General features: G+C 38.4%; 14 protein-coding genes. 4 read left to right on the plus strand and 10 right to left on the minus strand.

The genetic code is table 11. The features are described 5' to 3' along the window. Positions 1 to 149: 149 nt before the first annotated feature. From C6H22_RS02815 to hisF, 10 genes are all read right to left on the minus strand, one after another. Positions 150 to 2,381, minus strand: coding sequence for a hypothetical protein (locus C6H22_RS02815; RefSeq protein WP_104693825.1), 2,232 nt, complete (start codon positions 2,379 to 2,381; stop codon positions 150 to 152). 14 nt (positions 2,382 to 2,395) lie between these two features. Then, entirely contained in the window at positions 2,396 to 3,202 is an 807-nt protein-coding gene (mreC, locus tag C6H22_RS02820) for a rod shape-determining protein MreC (protein WP_104693826.1), read from the minus strand. Position 3,203: 1 nt separating this feature from the next. After that, positions 3,204 to 4,238 carry a rod shape-determining protein gene (locus tag C6H22_RS02825; protein WP_104693827.1) on the minus strand — a complete coding sequence of 345 codons (1,035 nt, stop codon included), beginning with the start codon at positions 4,236 to 4,238 and terminating at the stop codon, positions 3,204 to 3,206. A 41-nt stretch (positions 4,239 to 4,279) separates the two neighbouring features. Continuing rightward, positions 4,280 to 5,536, minus strand: coding sequence for an ATP-dependent protease ATP-binding subunit ClpX (gene clpX / locus C6H22_RS02830; RefSeq protein WP_104693873.1), 1,257 nt, complete (start codon positions 5,534 to 5,536; stop codon positions 4,280 to 4,282). Between the two features lie 2 nt (positions 5,537 to 5,538). Next, positions 5,539 to 6,336 carry an acyl-ACP--UDP-N-acetylglucosamine O-acyltransferase gene (gene lpxA, locus C6H22_RS02835; protein WP_104693828.1) on the minus strand — a complete coding sequence of 266 codons (798 nt, stop codon included), beginning with the start codon at positions 6,334 to 6,336 and terminating at the stop codon, positions 5,539 to 5,541. 3 nt (positions 6,337 to 6,339) lie between these two features. Continuing rightward, complete coding sequence (fabZ, locus tag C6H22_RS02840) at positions 6,340 to 6,795, minus strand: 3-hydroxyacyl-ACP dehydratase FabZ (RefSeq protein ID WP_104693829.1); 456 nt, start codon at positions 6,793 to 6,795, stop codon at positions 6,340 to 6,342. A 62-nt stretch (positions 6,796 to 6,857) separates the two neighbouring features. After that, a complete protein-coding gene (locus tag C6H22_RS02845) occupies positions 6,858 to 8,075 on the minus strand; it encodes an epoxyqueuosine reductase QueH (RefSeq protein ID WP_104693830.1) in 1,218 nt (405 codons plus the stop codon). 147 nt (positions 8,076 to 8,222) lie between these two features. Next, positions 8,223 to 9,320, minus strand: coding sequence for a dual-specificity RNA methyltransferase RlmN (gene rlmN, locus C6H22_RS02850; RefSeq protein ID WP_104693831.1), 1,098 nt, complete (start codon positions 9,318 to 9,320; stop codon positions 8,223 to 8,225). After that, on the minus strand, positions 9,317 to 9,895 hold the full coding sequence (locus C6H22_RS02855; RefSeq protein ID WP_324826068.1) for a phosphorylase family protein: 579 nt from the start codon (positions 9,893 to 9,895) through the stop codon (positions 9,317 to 9,319). Before C6H22_RS02855 ends, rlmN begins: the two co-directional genes overlap by 4 nt. Positions 9,896 to 9,902: 7 nt before the next feature. Beyond that, positions 9,903 to 10,673, minus strand: a complete 771-nt coding sequence (gene hisF, locus C6H22_RS02860) for an imidazole glycerol phosphate synthase subunit HisF (protein WP_104693833.1) — start codon at positions 10,671 to 10,673, stop codon at positions 9,903 to 9,905. Between the two features lie 123 nt (positions 10,674 to 10,796). On the opposite strand from hisF, the gene rsmA reads away from it, so the two are divergent. Genes rsmA through C6H22_RS02880 form a run of 4 tightly spaced genes read left to right on the plus strand, consistent with a single transcriptional unit; the run spans position 10,797 to position 14,967 of the window. Further along, positions 10,797 to 11,582 carry a 16S rRNA (adenine(1518)-N(6)/adenine(1519)-N(6))-dimethyltransferase RsmA gene (rsmA, locus tag C6H22_RS02865; RefSeq protein WP_104693834.1) on the plus strand — a complete coding sequence of 262 codons (786 nt, stop codon included), beginning with the start codon at positions 10,797 to 10,799 and terminating at the stop codon, positions 11,580 to 11,582. A gap of 2 nt (positions 11,583 to 11,584) precedes the next feature. Beyond that, entirely contained in the window at positions 11,585 to 13,729 is a 2,145-nt protein-coding gene (locus C6H22_RS02870; RefSeq protein ID WP_104693835.1) for a ribonuclease J, read from the plus strand. A gap of 9 nt (positions 13,730 to 13,738) precedes the next feature. Continuing rightward, positions 13,739 to 14,716 carry a KpsF/GutQ family sugar-phosphate isomerase gene (locus C6H22_RS02875; RefSeq protein ID WP_104693836.1) on the plus strand — a complete coding sequence of 326 codons (978 nt, stop codon included), beginning with the start codon at positions 13,739 to 13,741 and terminating at the stop codon, positions 14,714 to 14,716. An 11-nt stretch (positions 14,717 to 14,727) separates the two neighbouring features. Then, a complete protein-coding gene (locus C6H22_RS02880) occupies positions 14,728 to 14,967 on the plus strand; it encodes a DUF2443 family protein (RefSeq protein WP_104693837.1) in 240 nt (79 codons plus the stop codon). The last annotated feature ends 325 nt before the right edge of the window (positions 14,968 to 15,292 follow it).

Genomic DNA, 15,292 nt, shown 5'->3' on the forward strand with positions numbered 1-15,292 from the left:
TGATTGATAATTGTATGGATTGCCACACAAAACTTTCACAATCACTCTTTAATCCCACCTTGCCAACACAAAATATCTTTCAGCAAAGCATTCAAGACTTTAGCTATTCTCTCACACCACAACAAGATTCTAAAGAATAAGAATACTACTTAATCCTCACTACTTAGAGAATCTAATAATTCCAAAAAGCTTTGTGTGCCTATCTTTTCTCGCACAAAATCCAAGATTTCACGCTCCAAAAGACTATGGGCACGCACTGCCTCTATAGATTGACTTCGCAAAAGCTCTAAGGCTTTACGCTCATATTCTTGTATATCAAATGCCACATACACACATTCACACAAAAGTGTTTTTATATCTGCAAGACTTGTAAGCACGATAGTCTGAATCTGCGATATATTGGCACTAGGCGTATTATAAAGTATTAAAAACTCCGATAAAATCTCTGCATGTTGATCTACCCAGCGTGAGATTCTACCAACACGCTCTTGCTTGCTCTCACGAGAAAGCACCAATGCTACACCGCCTTTAGCCACATATTCTATGCGACTCTCTCCTTGCTCTAACGGAAAACTATCAAGCCATATATCAATGATATGTCCATATAACGCATTATCAACATATCCGACAAAATAAAAACGATCCAAAAGATCCGATCCACCCTCGCGTATAATCTTCTCTCGTATTGCAAATTCATTACCTCCACCACAAGCCAAATAAATGCTTTGTGGATAATGGCGCATGATATATAACACGCTTCGTAAATATTGTGATGAATCAATTTTTACCAATCGCCCGATCGTGCCTAAAATCTTAGATTCGCTTGGATATTGCAACCTTAGGGTATGTATAATGTGTGAATCTATAGGAGGATTATAAAAACGCTTATCCATTTTTACAGGTACGCCGACAAACTCAAAACCACAATGTTGTATGCGCTTTTGTACGTTGCAAATATGCGTGAGGCGTTGTGTCAAAAAAGGAATATCATATACAAAGTTTCCATGCGAATAATACATTTGTATAGGCGCTACACTCACACTAAGTAAAAAATCACTAATCCCATAGCCATTATTTGGGGAAATAAGATAACGCACACTATCAGCACGTATCGCCTCCCAAAGCAACAAAGTTTTGTTAAGATGAGAATTATAAAAACCTTTTATATTTTCCCTCTTTGCAACATCGCAAATTTCTATACCAAGATTTTCTAACTCTTTGCGTAGATTCTCATCATCGGCACTCTTTTCAATAAACGCCATATTATAGATTTTAATACAAAACTGGGAAGAAAAAGCCTGCGTGCGTAAAAGATTCTGAAACAAAGAAAATTCGACCTTATATGGAGAATTCCCTACAATGCGATCTTTTATAACACCAATAATTTCTTTTGTGTGTTTATGTGGTATGGTGGGCACACACTCACGTATATATGGCGCAAACATCTCATACACAGCCACTGCTTTGCGATCTATTTTTTCACAAAATTCCTGCCATTGCTCTTGAGTATGAAAACTATTGCCACACATATGATAAATAAAAAACTGCATATATAGCACTTCATCAAGATAGCCTAACGCACGCTCTTTGTCGTGCAAAAATGTATCCCTAATGCGATCTAAAAGTGCATAAAACACAGCCTCATAAGAAGGATAAAGTTCAAGCCAACGAGTAGTATTGAAATATCCTTGGATATTCCATAAACAATGTAATTGCCAGTTTAAAAGGCTACGTCGTCGTCTTGGCGCAAGATTCATACTAGAACCAAGGGCTTTCATCAATGCCCCTAAACACACATCAAAATCCACACCAAGCAAAGGAAAATATTTGATACAAAATTCCGCTATGCCCTCACTCTGCGCCAAATCCATATCAAGCAAACACATATTTACAATAAAAAACTCCATGCCAGAATCTGCACCATACACAAACATATGTGCCACGCTACATACTTGCAAAAACAAAATATTTTCTAACTCACTAAGCCCATCGCTAAAGAGTAGTGGCTGCATTTGCTCCAAAAACACCAAAAATCGTGTATCTACAAATGGGGTATCTAAATGTTTTAACACCCAAAATACACCTATATATTCTAACTCACATATTGTGCCACTCTCCAAAAGTTCAAAGATTCGCTGTGCAAGGATTTCCGCCAAAGTGTGCATAATCTGTGGATTAGGTATTTGTTTTGTATGGATATGAGATTCTATGTCATGAAGGTTTTCTGTATCTTGAGAGACTTTAGAATCTTGGATAAAAGGATTACACACACAAAGCTGTAAAATCGCTTCATCAAGCGTGTGTTTATTGCATGGGGAGCGTAGCGTTTCTAGGATTTTTGTGATACTAGAATATCCGTTATTATCTATAGCGTGGGGCATTGATGATTATGACATTAGAGTTCCGATATGCTTGTATCCACCACCCACACATACCCAAGATCTTGTGTCTGTGCATAGGGCAACACACTCACGCGCAAAAAATTTGATTCTTCATAGACTTCCATTACCTTGCCAACCAAAACATTTTCTATAAAAATCCCATCTAAGCCATTTGTATACACTTCATCGCCAACCTCAACGCTTGTCCATTTAGGGATATAACTCACATTGATATACCCATCATTCTTGCTTTTTATTGCATTATCCACAATACCCATTGCCTTATTTTTCCCAATAAACACACCATAACTACACTCTTTAGCATTATTCAAAAACCCTTGCAATCTTGTATGTTCAAATTTTGCGATACCAAAAGCTACATTATCACGCACAAGACCCAAGATTCGTAATTCTTGGATAGATTCTAGCTTTTGGCGCACATGAGAATCTAGTGCAAGCCAAACCTTATCATATTCCCCCATTTGCACATACGCACTCATTCGCGCAAGATAAAATTCAGGATCATTGTGCAAATCATTGTGAATAAAGGATTTTAACTCTGTATTTTGATTCATAAGTTCGGTATTTTGAAGAAGTATCTTGTCATAATCGGCGATCTTTTGACGCAAAGTCCTAATCTCATCAGCTTGACTAAAATGTGTCCTATACCACAACCACACCTGATCCCAGCCAGAAATAAAAAATAAACGCACCTTATCGCCAACATTTAGCACACGCGCTTCAAAACCCTTATTAACCTCCATGGTCACGATAATTGTGACAAAAAACAAGACGAGAAAAATAAGAGTCTTATAACGCATATTAGTTAATTGCTAGCTCTTGGAGAAGTTTTTCATCTTCCATAGCTTTGCTCGTACCTCTAGCAACACATAGCAATGGCTCTTCAGCTACCCACACAGGTAAGCGCACAATTTCAGAAATGTATTTATCAAGCCCTCGTATAAGCGCACCACCACCAGTAAGCACAATACCATTTTCGATAATATCTCCAGAAAGATCGGGTGGAAGTTTTTCTAACACATCTTTTAAAGCATTGACAATGACCTTAAGCTGATCTTTGATAGCTTCTCGCACATCTTCGCTCGTGAGATCAATAGTATTAAGCAAACCACTCACATTATCACGCCCGCGCACTTGATACACCAACATTTCATTTAAAGAATATGCTGATCCAATCTCAATCTTAATTGTCTCTGCAGTGCGATCACCAATAAGGAGATTATATTTTTTGCGCACATATTCTGAAATTGCTGTATCAAACTTATCCCCAGCTACTCTAATACTTTTGCTAATCACCAAACCACCATAGGATACAACACCTATCTCTGTAGTCCCACCACCGATATCTATGACGAGATTGCCCTTTGCTTCTTCTGTGCGCAATCCAGCACCAATAGCTGCCGCCATAGGCTCTTCGATCAAATATACTTCGCGCGCACCTGCCGCAAGTGCTGATTCTTTGACTGCCTTTTTCTCTACACCGGTAAGTCCATAGGGCACACACACCATAATCCTTGGACGAATAAGACTCTTACGCTTATAGGCTTTTTCGATAAAAAATCTTATCATTCTTTCAGTCATCTCAAAATCCGCGATAATACCATCTCTCATAGGGCGGATAATCTCTATCTTGTGCGGAGTTTTGCCTTCCATATCCTTAGCTTCTCTCCCTATAGCGAGAATCTCTCCATACCCATGTTTGTCGCTATGCACTGCGACTACCGAAGGCTCATTGATCACAATCCCCTCACCTTTAATAGATACAATGGTGTTTGCCGTTCCCAAATCTATAGCAACATCTTTAGAAAATGATCCTATTAATCTATCTATTAGCATACTGCACACTCCTTAGAATCTTTAAAGTATTATAACATGTATCACGATGTTTTTTTTGTTTTTGGTTGCTTGATGATAATTGGCTTTTTATTGCCCTCTATGCAATCTTTGGTAATTGTAATCTCACAGCCTCGCAAATCTGGGAGATTATACATCAAATCATTGATATGATCCTCAATAATTGATCGCAAACCTCTTGCGCCAATTTTGCGTGCTATAGCAAGTTCAGCGATTTTTTCCAATGCGTCTTGCTCAAAGTTCAGTGTCGCACCATCCATAGCAAAAAGCTTTTGATATTGCTTAATGAGTGCATTTTTGGGTTTAGTAAGAATCTGTATCATTGCATTTTTATCTATAGGATTTAGTGTTGTAATAACATGCAAACGCCCTATAAGCTCTGGAATAAGTCCATAACTCACAAGGTCATCAGGCTCTACAAGGCTTAAAAGATATTGTTCATCGCTTTTGCCATGTTTTTTACCATGGAATCCTAGCACATTGCCCCCAACACGCCTTTTTATAATCTCTCCTAAGCCATCAAATGCGCCACCACAAATAAATAAAATATGGCTTGTATCAAGTTGTACAAATTCTTGATTTGGATGCTTTCTACCACCCTTTGGAGGAATATTTACCACACTACCCTCAATAATCTTTAGCAATGCTTGTTGGACGCCCTCTCCACTTACATCGCGAGTGATTGATCGATTTTCAGATAGGCGCGAGATTTTATCAATCTCATCAATAAACACAATACCTCTTTGTGCTTTTTGTATATCGCCATCTGCAGCTTGATATAAGCGTGTAAGGATATTTTCTACATCTTCGCCTACATATCCAGCCTCTGTGAGGCTTGTCGCATCAGAAATAGCAATAGGCACATCTAAAAACTTCGCTAGAGTCTGTGCCATAAGCGTTTTACCGCTTCCTGTAGGACCGATGAGCAAAATATTGGATTTAGCAATCTCCACATCTGCAAGTTCTGGGCTTAGCGAATACTCATCATCGCTAATGCGTTTGTAATGATTATACACAGCAACACTAAAGACTTTTTTTGCTTCATCTTGTCCCACGACATATTCATCAAGTTTTACATTTAATTCTTTTGGTGTAGGGATATGAAATGTATGGGTAGATTCTATCTCGTGTGGCTCTTTATAGCCTCTTAAAATCTCTTCGCCTACCGTGATGCAATTTTTGCAAATATACACATCAACGGAATTGCCTTTGTTACCTGTTATGCAGGGATTACCCTGAGTTTCTCTCCTACCACAAAAACTACAATATTTTGGTTCCATCATTATTCATTCCCTTTGTGTCCTAAAGCTATACCCCTAGTTGCTGATAAAATAAAATCACAAATGTATTGTTGTGTTTGCGAGAGACAACCAGAATCTAACTCTCTTTGGACCAATTCTTTTATCGGTGCTTCTCGTGAATAAAGGCGCTTATACATTGAAGCAATAGAATCTATTTCTTCACGACTAAAAAGTTTGCGCATACGATGTTTGTTAAGCCCAACAACACGAGCATGATTGCCATGCGCAATGGAATAAGGTGGCAAATCCTGCACAAGCGCAGAAAGTCCCCCGATCATACATCCATCGCCCACTTGCACAAACTGATGCACGGCACTTAAGCCACCAAAATTCACATAATTGCCTACATGCACATGTCCACCCAGTGTAGCAACATTTGCAAAGATACAACCACTGCCGACATGACAATCATGGGCTATATGCACATACGCCATAAATAAATTTTCATCACCTATGCACGTTACGCCACCACCACCAATGGTGCCAGTATTAAGCGTCGTGTATTCCCTAATGATATTGCCATTGCCTACAATAAGTTGCGTATCCTCACCGGCATATTTGAGATCTTGTGGTGGCACACCCACACATGCACCTGTAAAAACTTTATTATCCTCACCCAAAGTTGTATTCCCGGTGATAGTAACACGATCGCCAATTTCACAATTATCACCAATGATGACATTTTTGCCAATCACACAAAAATGTCCAATTTTGACATTTTTACCAATTTTGGCGCCAGATTCTATAATGCTTGTTGGCGCGATATTCTCTGCTACCATAGCCTATCCTTTGTGCGCATCTACTATCATTGCCTTAAGTTCTGCTTGAGATACAACCTTATCATCAACAAATGCCTTGCCACCCAATGACCAAACACTACCTTTATGCGCAAGAACTTCAAGCCTATATACAAGCTTATCTCCTGGCACAACTGGCACACGAAATTTAGCATTATCAATCGTCATAAAATACACAATCTTGTCTTTTGCTTGCTCTGTATCATCGCCAAACATACTACTAAAAGCAAGTAGTCCGCCAGCCTGTGCCATTCCCTCGATTTGCATAACACCCGGATAAATAGGCTGATTAGGAAAATGCCCTATAAATACTTCTTCATTGATTGTAACATTTTTGTATGCTTCAATCCTTTCATTTATCACCAACGACACAACCCTATCGACAAGTAACATAGGATAACGATGTGGTAAAATCTCACGTATTCTATTAACATCCATCATAATGGCTCCTTATTGATATCTAAAATACAATGCAACTCCTGCCATGGTAACAAAAAAAGGCTTTAAAATACTTTATTGTCTTGGTGTGTCCTTTTTCCCTCTATAAGACGAAAAACATTTTCCTCTTGAAAAAGGCTATGGATAAAAATCGTAAGAGAAGATTCTACGCGAGAATCTAAGACAATGATAGGATTAATACTCCCCAATCCACAAAGACAAATCCGTAGCACACTTTCTAGTTCATAAGGTAGTGGATTTATATTTAGTTCTCTAATGTTTTGGTATTGTGTGTTGCACAGAGTATTCACATCTTGCAAACACAAAAATATACTATCATCTTTGCTTGCTACACCTATAGTAATCTCACAAGATGAATTCTTGCTTATATGATTAATGTCTTGAAAATATTTCATATCCTTTGGATACAGCAACTTATAAAAAGAATATGGTGATAGCACATCAGTGTGCATCCATTGAATCTCTCCGGTTTTGGCATTATGTTTTTCTTTTGAATCTGCAAGCACATACATATCGATGGGTTGTCCTGCTAACTTAGCAGTGCTGCGTAAATTTCTCCATGCCATAATAGAGCGTTTAGTGAGGATATATGGCACATGTTCTTCTTCTAGAGCATTACGCCGACTAAAAACTTGGATTCTCTCCTCGTTGCTTGCAGGCATAACTTGTCTTCCAAGATTTTCTACAAGCTCAAGAGAGAGTTTGCCTTGTGCGTTTCTTTGTTTTATCAATGCAAATTTACAACCACAATAAGTTTGCCTATACAAATTATCTTTTTTAGCAAGTTGGGCTTGTGCTTGAGTCCCACCATTGCTACGCACATCGATTTTGATAAATGCGAGATTGTACATACGTGCTATTTTTTCTCCTTGCGCAAAAAGTATATCACGCTCTTTCATCGGACTAGAAAGCAAAGTCGTCGTAAAAGTCCCTATACCCTTTTGCTTAGCAAAACTTGCTGTGCGTATCAGCCGACTATCAAAACACGCTACACACCGATCCCCTTTTTCTGGTTCCTCCTCTAATCCTCGCACATCCTCAAGCCAATGCAATGTATCATACTCACCTTCGTATAATTCTATACCAAGCATTTTACAGCTTCGTTCCACATCAAGCAAACGCAAATCGTATTCTGTCTTTGGGTGAATATTTGGATTATAAAAATATCCCACAAGTTTAGAATCTGGATATTGCTCACGCAATCGTTGCAAAAAATAATGGCTATCTACAGAACAGCAAATATGCACAAGTATCACATTCATTGTTTTACCTCACTATTCATAGTTTATGAATCTCTTTTTTTGGAATCTTGGTTATATGCATAATACAAAAACCAAATACTCCCACCGACACACACAAGTACCAAAAATACTACCAAAATCCAATCTAATATATCCATAGCACTTCCTTTATGTTTCATATGAAACATATTGTAATTTTTCTTTTTCACGCAGTTGCCCGCATGCTGCACTAATATCAAGCCCCTTAGATTCTCGAATCGTGCAAAGTAATCCTTTCTGTGTGAGAAAATCTGCAAATGCTTTTGCCCTTTCTTCACTGGGTCGCAAAAACTCACTACCTTTGTGAGGATTAAACAAAATAAGATTCACCTTAGCACGTATACCATCAAGCAATGAAAGTAATTGTTTTGCTTCTTTGAGACTATCATTGAGATCTTTTATCATCAAATACTCAAACATTACTCTTTTTCGTGCATCCACAGGAAAATCCCGTACTTCATCAAGCACCTGTGCGATATTATATGCCTTATTCATCGGAATAAGTCTGCTGCGTAGTGTATCATCAACCGCATGTAGAGAAATGGCTAACTGCACACCCAAATCAAGCATACCAAGTTTTTTTATTCTAGGAGCTATGCCACTTGTAGAAATAGTTTGTCGGCGTGCCGAAATGCTCAAGCCATCTTTTTCACTCAAGATTCTAATTGCTTTGGTAACATTTTCAAAATTGTCGAGTGGTTCACCCATACCCATATAAACAATATTTACACGCTTATGTGGTGGGATAGCATTATCTCGTTTGATTTGCACGACTTGTTCCACTATTTCTCCAGCTTCTAGATTGCGATAAAAGCCACCTTTTGCAGTAAAACAAAATGCACACCCTACCTTGCAACCAATTTGCGAAGAAAGACAGATTGTCCATTTCTCACTACTCACAATTTTACCATTGGCGTCGTGTTGTTTATCACGCATTTGAATCAGCACAGATTCAAATGTATGCCCATCGTGTGTGCGAAAAAGATATTTCTTGCTCCCATCGCGACTTTGCTCACATTTGAGAATCTCTAGATTCTGTACGCTATATTCTTGAGATAGCTCTTCACGCAAATGTTTTGGAAGATTGGACATAGATTCAAAATCCATCTTATATTCTATATACAACCACTTATAAATTTGTTGTGCACGAAACTTTGGCTTAATGCTTTCTGACAATTCGCTAAGCGTATAACTAAAAATATTTTTTTTCTTTAGTGTGTCAATCATTTATGGTATCCTAATCTAGATTCATTATGCGTTGCCAAAACAGGGGCAAGAGATTCTAAACGCTCCTTGACGCACGTATGATTATCCAAAAAATCTCGATGTGCGTTAGCATTGCAATAATTGCTCACACAAAAAATCCCCAGACAGCCAATCCCAAAATATTGAGCCACTTCCATAACGGAAAAAAACTCCATATTTTCCAACCTCAATCCTTGCTCTAAAAATCTCTGTGCCACACTAGAATCTGTAGTAATATAGTTTGAACTATTGACACACAATGTTTCATATGAAACATTACATATCACAGGTTTTGGTGATGTTTTGTGAGTGATCATGGGTGTATAAGCACCTTGTGTCAAAAAGGCAGATTCAATATGTGTCGCCTCTGAAGCACAAAACATATCCAAAATTTTAATCTTTTCATCATATGCCCCAGCACTTCCTACAAAAATAAACTCATCAACCCTTTCTGTAAGGCAAATTTTTGTGAGGTTTATCGCACTCTCTATAAGACCTACGCCAATAACTCTCGCAAAAGTAAATTCTTCTCCGCGTCCAGCACACACAACCATCATAAATTCCTTAGATTCTCACACTAACTCCATGGGCTTGGAGATATGATTTTAATCCAGCAATACCAATTTCACCATAATGAAACACACTCGCTGCAAGTGCTGCATCAGCCCCATACGCAAACACATCTACAAAATCTTGCATACATCCAGCACCGCCACTTGCAATAAGTGGCAAAGGCGCTACTGCATTCACTGCCTCGATGCCTGCTTTGTCATAACCTTGTTTTGTCCCATCGCAATCCATGCTTGTCAGCAAAATTTCTCCAGCACCACGATCATAAATTTCCTTGCACCACTGAAGTAAGTCCCTACCCGTATCTATTCTACCACCATTGATAAATACATGCCACAAATGAGATGAACTAGATGGATTAAAAACCTTATAATCTACCGCTACCACAATACATTGCGAACCAAATCGCTTGGCACCCTCTTGGATAAGTCCAGGATTTTTGAGAGCCGAACTATTAATGCTTACCTTATCACACCCAGCATTGAGGAGGTTATACATATCATCTAGTGATCCAATCCCTCCACCTACGCTAAAAGGAATAAAAACTTCCTTGGCAACTTGTTTTACCATTTCAAGAGTCGTGCTACGACCCTCTGCGCTTGCGGTAATATCCAAAAACACTAATTCATCTGCACCCTTGTCATTATATTTTTTGGCTATTTCTACCGGATCTCCGGCATCTTGTAGGCCCACAAAATTTACACCTTTAACAACACGACCATCTTTTACATCCAGACAAGGAATGATCCGCTTTGCAAAATTCATAATGCACCTTTAATTATATTTTTGAAAATGTTTCTTTATCAAGGATTTACAATTCTAAAGCAATTTTATTAGCTAGGATTTTAAGAACTTCTGCTACAATTATAGCATTTTTCAAGGATATTTATGGAAAACTACAAAACCAAAAAACATCTAGGGCAGAATTTTTTGAAAGATTTTTCCTATATCCAGCAAATCACCGAATCTATTCCCAAACTCCCCTATCAACTCGTGGAGATCGGGATTGGCTTGGGTGATTTGACACAAGAGTTAGCCAAGAGAGATTCTCTAAAAGCCTATGAAGTCGATCCTGACTTATGTTCTTTGTTTTATAAAAATTTTGCCCCCCTTATTGCGAGCAAAAAGGTGAAGCTGATACAAAAAGATGTGCTAGAAATCCAGCAAGACAAAGGGTGGCTGCACCCCAGTGATTATGTGCTTATTTCAAACCTTCCTTACTATATCGCTACACCCATTATTTTGCGTTTATTGCGGGATAGTGTATGCAAATATCTTGTCGTGATGACTCAAAAAGAAGTTGCGCAAAAATTTTGTGCACACACACAAGAAAGTCCATTTTGTGCATTGAGCGTATTAGCACAGACCTTTGGTAAGCCACAAATGCTTTTTGATGTGCCAAACACTGCCTTTGAGCCTGCACCAAAAATCACTTCCAGTGTATTTTGTATTGATAAAACACAAAATACTGCACAAGGGGATTATAAATTTGAAGAGTTTTTAAAAATAGCATTTTGCGCACCGCGTAAAAAACTAGCCAAAAATTTACAAAAAGCTTTTACAGATACTGCCTCTCTCTTACATACTCTCCAGATTCAAAGCGATGCTAGACCACATGAAATCAGCACGCAAGATTATCACCGCATATACCAACACATTACAAAAGGAGTTTAATTATGGAAGACAACAACACACCTCAACAAGTACCACAAGATCAAAAAACACAAACATCAAAAGAAAGCAGATTCAAATCTTTTACAAAAAAGTTCCGTCGTAAGATTAGTGATGAGACAGATGATAGCACACAAGAATCTGGCGCAAAATATCCTACACATACAGATTCTATCCAAAACACAATTCCTACAAGCGAATATTCACAAAAATCCTCTACTCACAATAAATTTGGATCAACACAAGGTAGCCAAACTAGAGATTCACACTATGCACAAAAAGATAAAAATTTTAAAGGGCGACAATGGAGTGGGAAAAATCCACATGCCAAAAATCGCACAGATGACAAAGATGTCGTAGAAAATGGTGTCCGTAGTGTGAAAAATCCACACGAAAAAGATAATCTTAGTCTGCACAAAGATTTGCGCCGTGGTGTAGAAGCAAACACAAAAATCCAACGTGAAAGCCTCAATGCTCATGCAAAACTCAATCTCAACACAAAAGCAAGTGTGCGCATAACCCCTCTTGGGGGATTAGGAGAAATTGGAGGCAATATCACCGTGCTAGAAACACAAAATAGTGCGATTATCATTGATGTGGGCATGAGCTTCCCTGATGAGACAATGCATGGAGTAGACATTCTCATTCCAGATTTTAGCTATATCCATGCTATTAAAGACAAAATTGCAGGGGTAATCATCACTCATGCGCACGAAGATCATATCGGTGCAGTACCTTATCTCTATAAACAACTACAATTCCCACTCTATGGGACACCATTACCACTTGGTATGATTGGTAGCAAATTTGATGAACACGGACTTAAAAAATACCGCTCATACTTCAAAATAGTGCAAAAGCGCCAACCTATCAAAATTGGCGAATTTGAAATTGAGTGGATTAATATTACACACTCTATTATTGATGCTTCAGCTCTTGCTATCAAAACAGAAGCTGGGACAATCATTCACACAGGAGATTTTAAAATCGATCATACCCCAATTGATAATATGCCTACAGATTTACACAGACTAGCACACTATGGAGAAGAAGGTGTAATGTTGCTCCTTAGCGATTCAACAAACTCTCATCGCAGTGGCACTACGCCAAGTGAAGCGAGTGTAGGACCGACATTTGACACGCTTTTTCAACAAGCTAAAGGACGCGTCATTATGAGCACCTTTAGCTCAAATATCCATCGCGTATATCAAGCAATCAACTATGGTCGCCTTTATAATCGCAAAGTCGCAGTGATTGGAAGATCTATGGAAAAAAATCTAGAGATAGCGCGTGAGCTTGGCTATATTGAAATTCCCCAAAATATCTTTATCGAAGCACACGAGGTAGAAAAATACCCAGACAATGAGGTGCTTATTGTTACCACAGGTTCTCAAGGTGAAACGATGAGCGCGCTCTATCGTATGGCAACAGATGAACATCGCCATATTAAAATCAAGCCTAGCGATATGGTTATTATCTCTGCCAAAGCCATTCCGGGCAATGAAGGATCTGTCTCAACAGTGTTAAATTTCCTTATGAAAGCAGGAGCAAGGGTTGTCTACCAAGATTTCAGTGAGATTCATGTTAGCGGGCACGCGGCACAAGAAGAACAAAAGCTTATGTTACGCCTTATTAAACCAAAATTCTTCCTCCCAGTCCATGGAGAATACAATCACATCGCCAAGCACAAAGAAACCGCTATCAAATGTGGCGTGCTAGAGAAAAATATACTGCTTATGGAAGATGGCGATCAAATCGAAGTCAATCCAAACTATATGCGCAAAGTCCGCAGTGTCAAAAATGGCAAAATCTTTATTGATAATCAAATCAATCGACAAGTGGATACAGACATAGTTGATGATAGACAAATACTTGCTAATGAGGGAATTGTCATCGTGTTTATGCAAGTAAGTAAAGATCGTAAAATCATTGATTCTAAAATCGCGAGCTATGGACTAGTAGCCAACAAAGAGGATAAGGGATTTGAGAAAGAAATGAATGAAGTCTTGGAGCTTGTTGTCAAAAATTACAAAAAGGAGCATTTTAACGCCAAAACCATAGAGCACGAAATCCAAGGAGCATTTAAAAAGCATATATTCAAAAAGGTCAAAAAATATCCAACCATAGAAGCTATGGTGTATGTCCTATAGGAAAGCAATATGTCAGAAACAAATCAATATCTACAAATCGCCACGGAGGTTTTGCACACAGAATCTCAAGCATTGCTAGATTCTGCTAGTCGGCTAGATTCACAAAAACTCTACCAGATTATCCGCACTATTGCAGAATCTAAGGGAAAACTAGTGGTTATGGGCGTGGGCAAAAGCGGACATATAGGAGCAAAAATTGCCGCTACTCTCTCTAGCACAGGTACTCCTAGCTTTTTTCTCCACCCTACAGAGGCTATGCATGGCGATCTAGGTGTGATACAACACGATGATGTTATCCTTGCAATAAGCTATAGCGGTGAGAGCGAGGAGCTACTCAATGTTTTGCCTCACATTAAGCGCTTTGGTAATACCCTCATCACTATGAGTAAAAACGCACAATCTAGTCTTTCAAAAATGAGTGATTTGTTTCTTGATATTTTTGTGCAAAAAGAAGCTTGTCCACTCAATGTCGCACCCACAACCTCAACCACTCTTACGCTTGCACTTGGCGATGTATTGGCTGTGTGTCTTATGCACTATAGAGGCTTCACACACGAAAACTTTGCATCATTCCACCCCGGTGGTAACTTAGGAAAAAGGCTTTTTGTTAAACTAAAAGACTTAATGCAAACCACAAACCTCCCTATTGTAGATTCGCACACAACACTCAAAGAATGTATCCCCCTTATGAGTGAAGCGAGATTGGGCAATCTCCTTATTACGCACAAAAATAAGCTCATAGCGATTTTGAGCGATGGTGATTTGCGAAGGGCGTTGCTAAGAGAGGATTTTAGCCTAGAAGATGCGGTGCTAAAATATGCTACCAAAAATCCAAAGACCTGCAATACCCCTGATATGCTTGCCTTTGATGCCCTAAAACTTATTGAAGAAAACAAGATTCAAATTCTTGTCATCACAGATAAGCAGGATTCAATACAAGGTGTTATACACTTACATACGCTAATCACCGCCGGAATCAAATCATAAAGGAGTAGGCTATGTTTGAACGCATTGATAGTATCTTTAGAAATATCGAGGATATACGAGATGACATCAATATCTTGCTAGGCATGGCAAAAATCTCCATGCTTGATTATATTATGATTAAGCGTGGATCACAGGATATGCCAGAAACCCTAAATTTTACTCTACTCTCACAAATCGATGTAGAAGTCCAAAAGCTTAAGGCGGAAATAGATTCTCTTAACAAACTTAAGCGTGAAATGCTAATCTTTTAGAACAAAACAAACATAAAAAACATAATATAAATTGGCTAAGAGGCTTCAATACAAGCACAAGAAACATATAACATATAAAAAGGCTATTGAAGTGTGGAGCTATCTATTATGGTTATAACTCTGTCAAATGGGCATATATAAGTACTACCCACTAAAATATGATCCAAATAAGACAAAGCCACAAAAGATATACACTATTATGAACTCCCGAGTGATATTTGCAAGGGAAATATAATAGAATTTAATGTTAAAAAATACCTACAACAAGCTCACAGCAATCGCTATCAAATCAACCAAACCCTAGAAATGATGCTCCCAATTACTC

It is taken from the genome of Helicobacter equorum (genome assembly GCF_900198655.1).
Taxonomy (GTDB): domain Bacteria; phylum Campylobacterota; class Campylobacteria; order Campylobacterales; family Helicobacteraceae; genus Helicobacter_F; species Helicobacter_F equorum.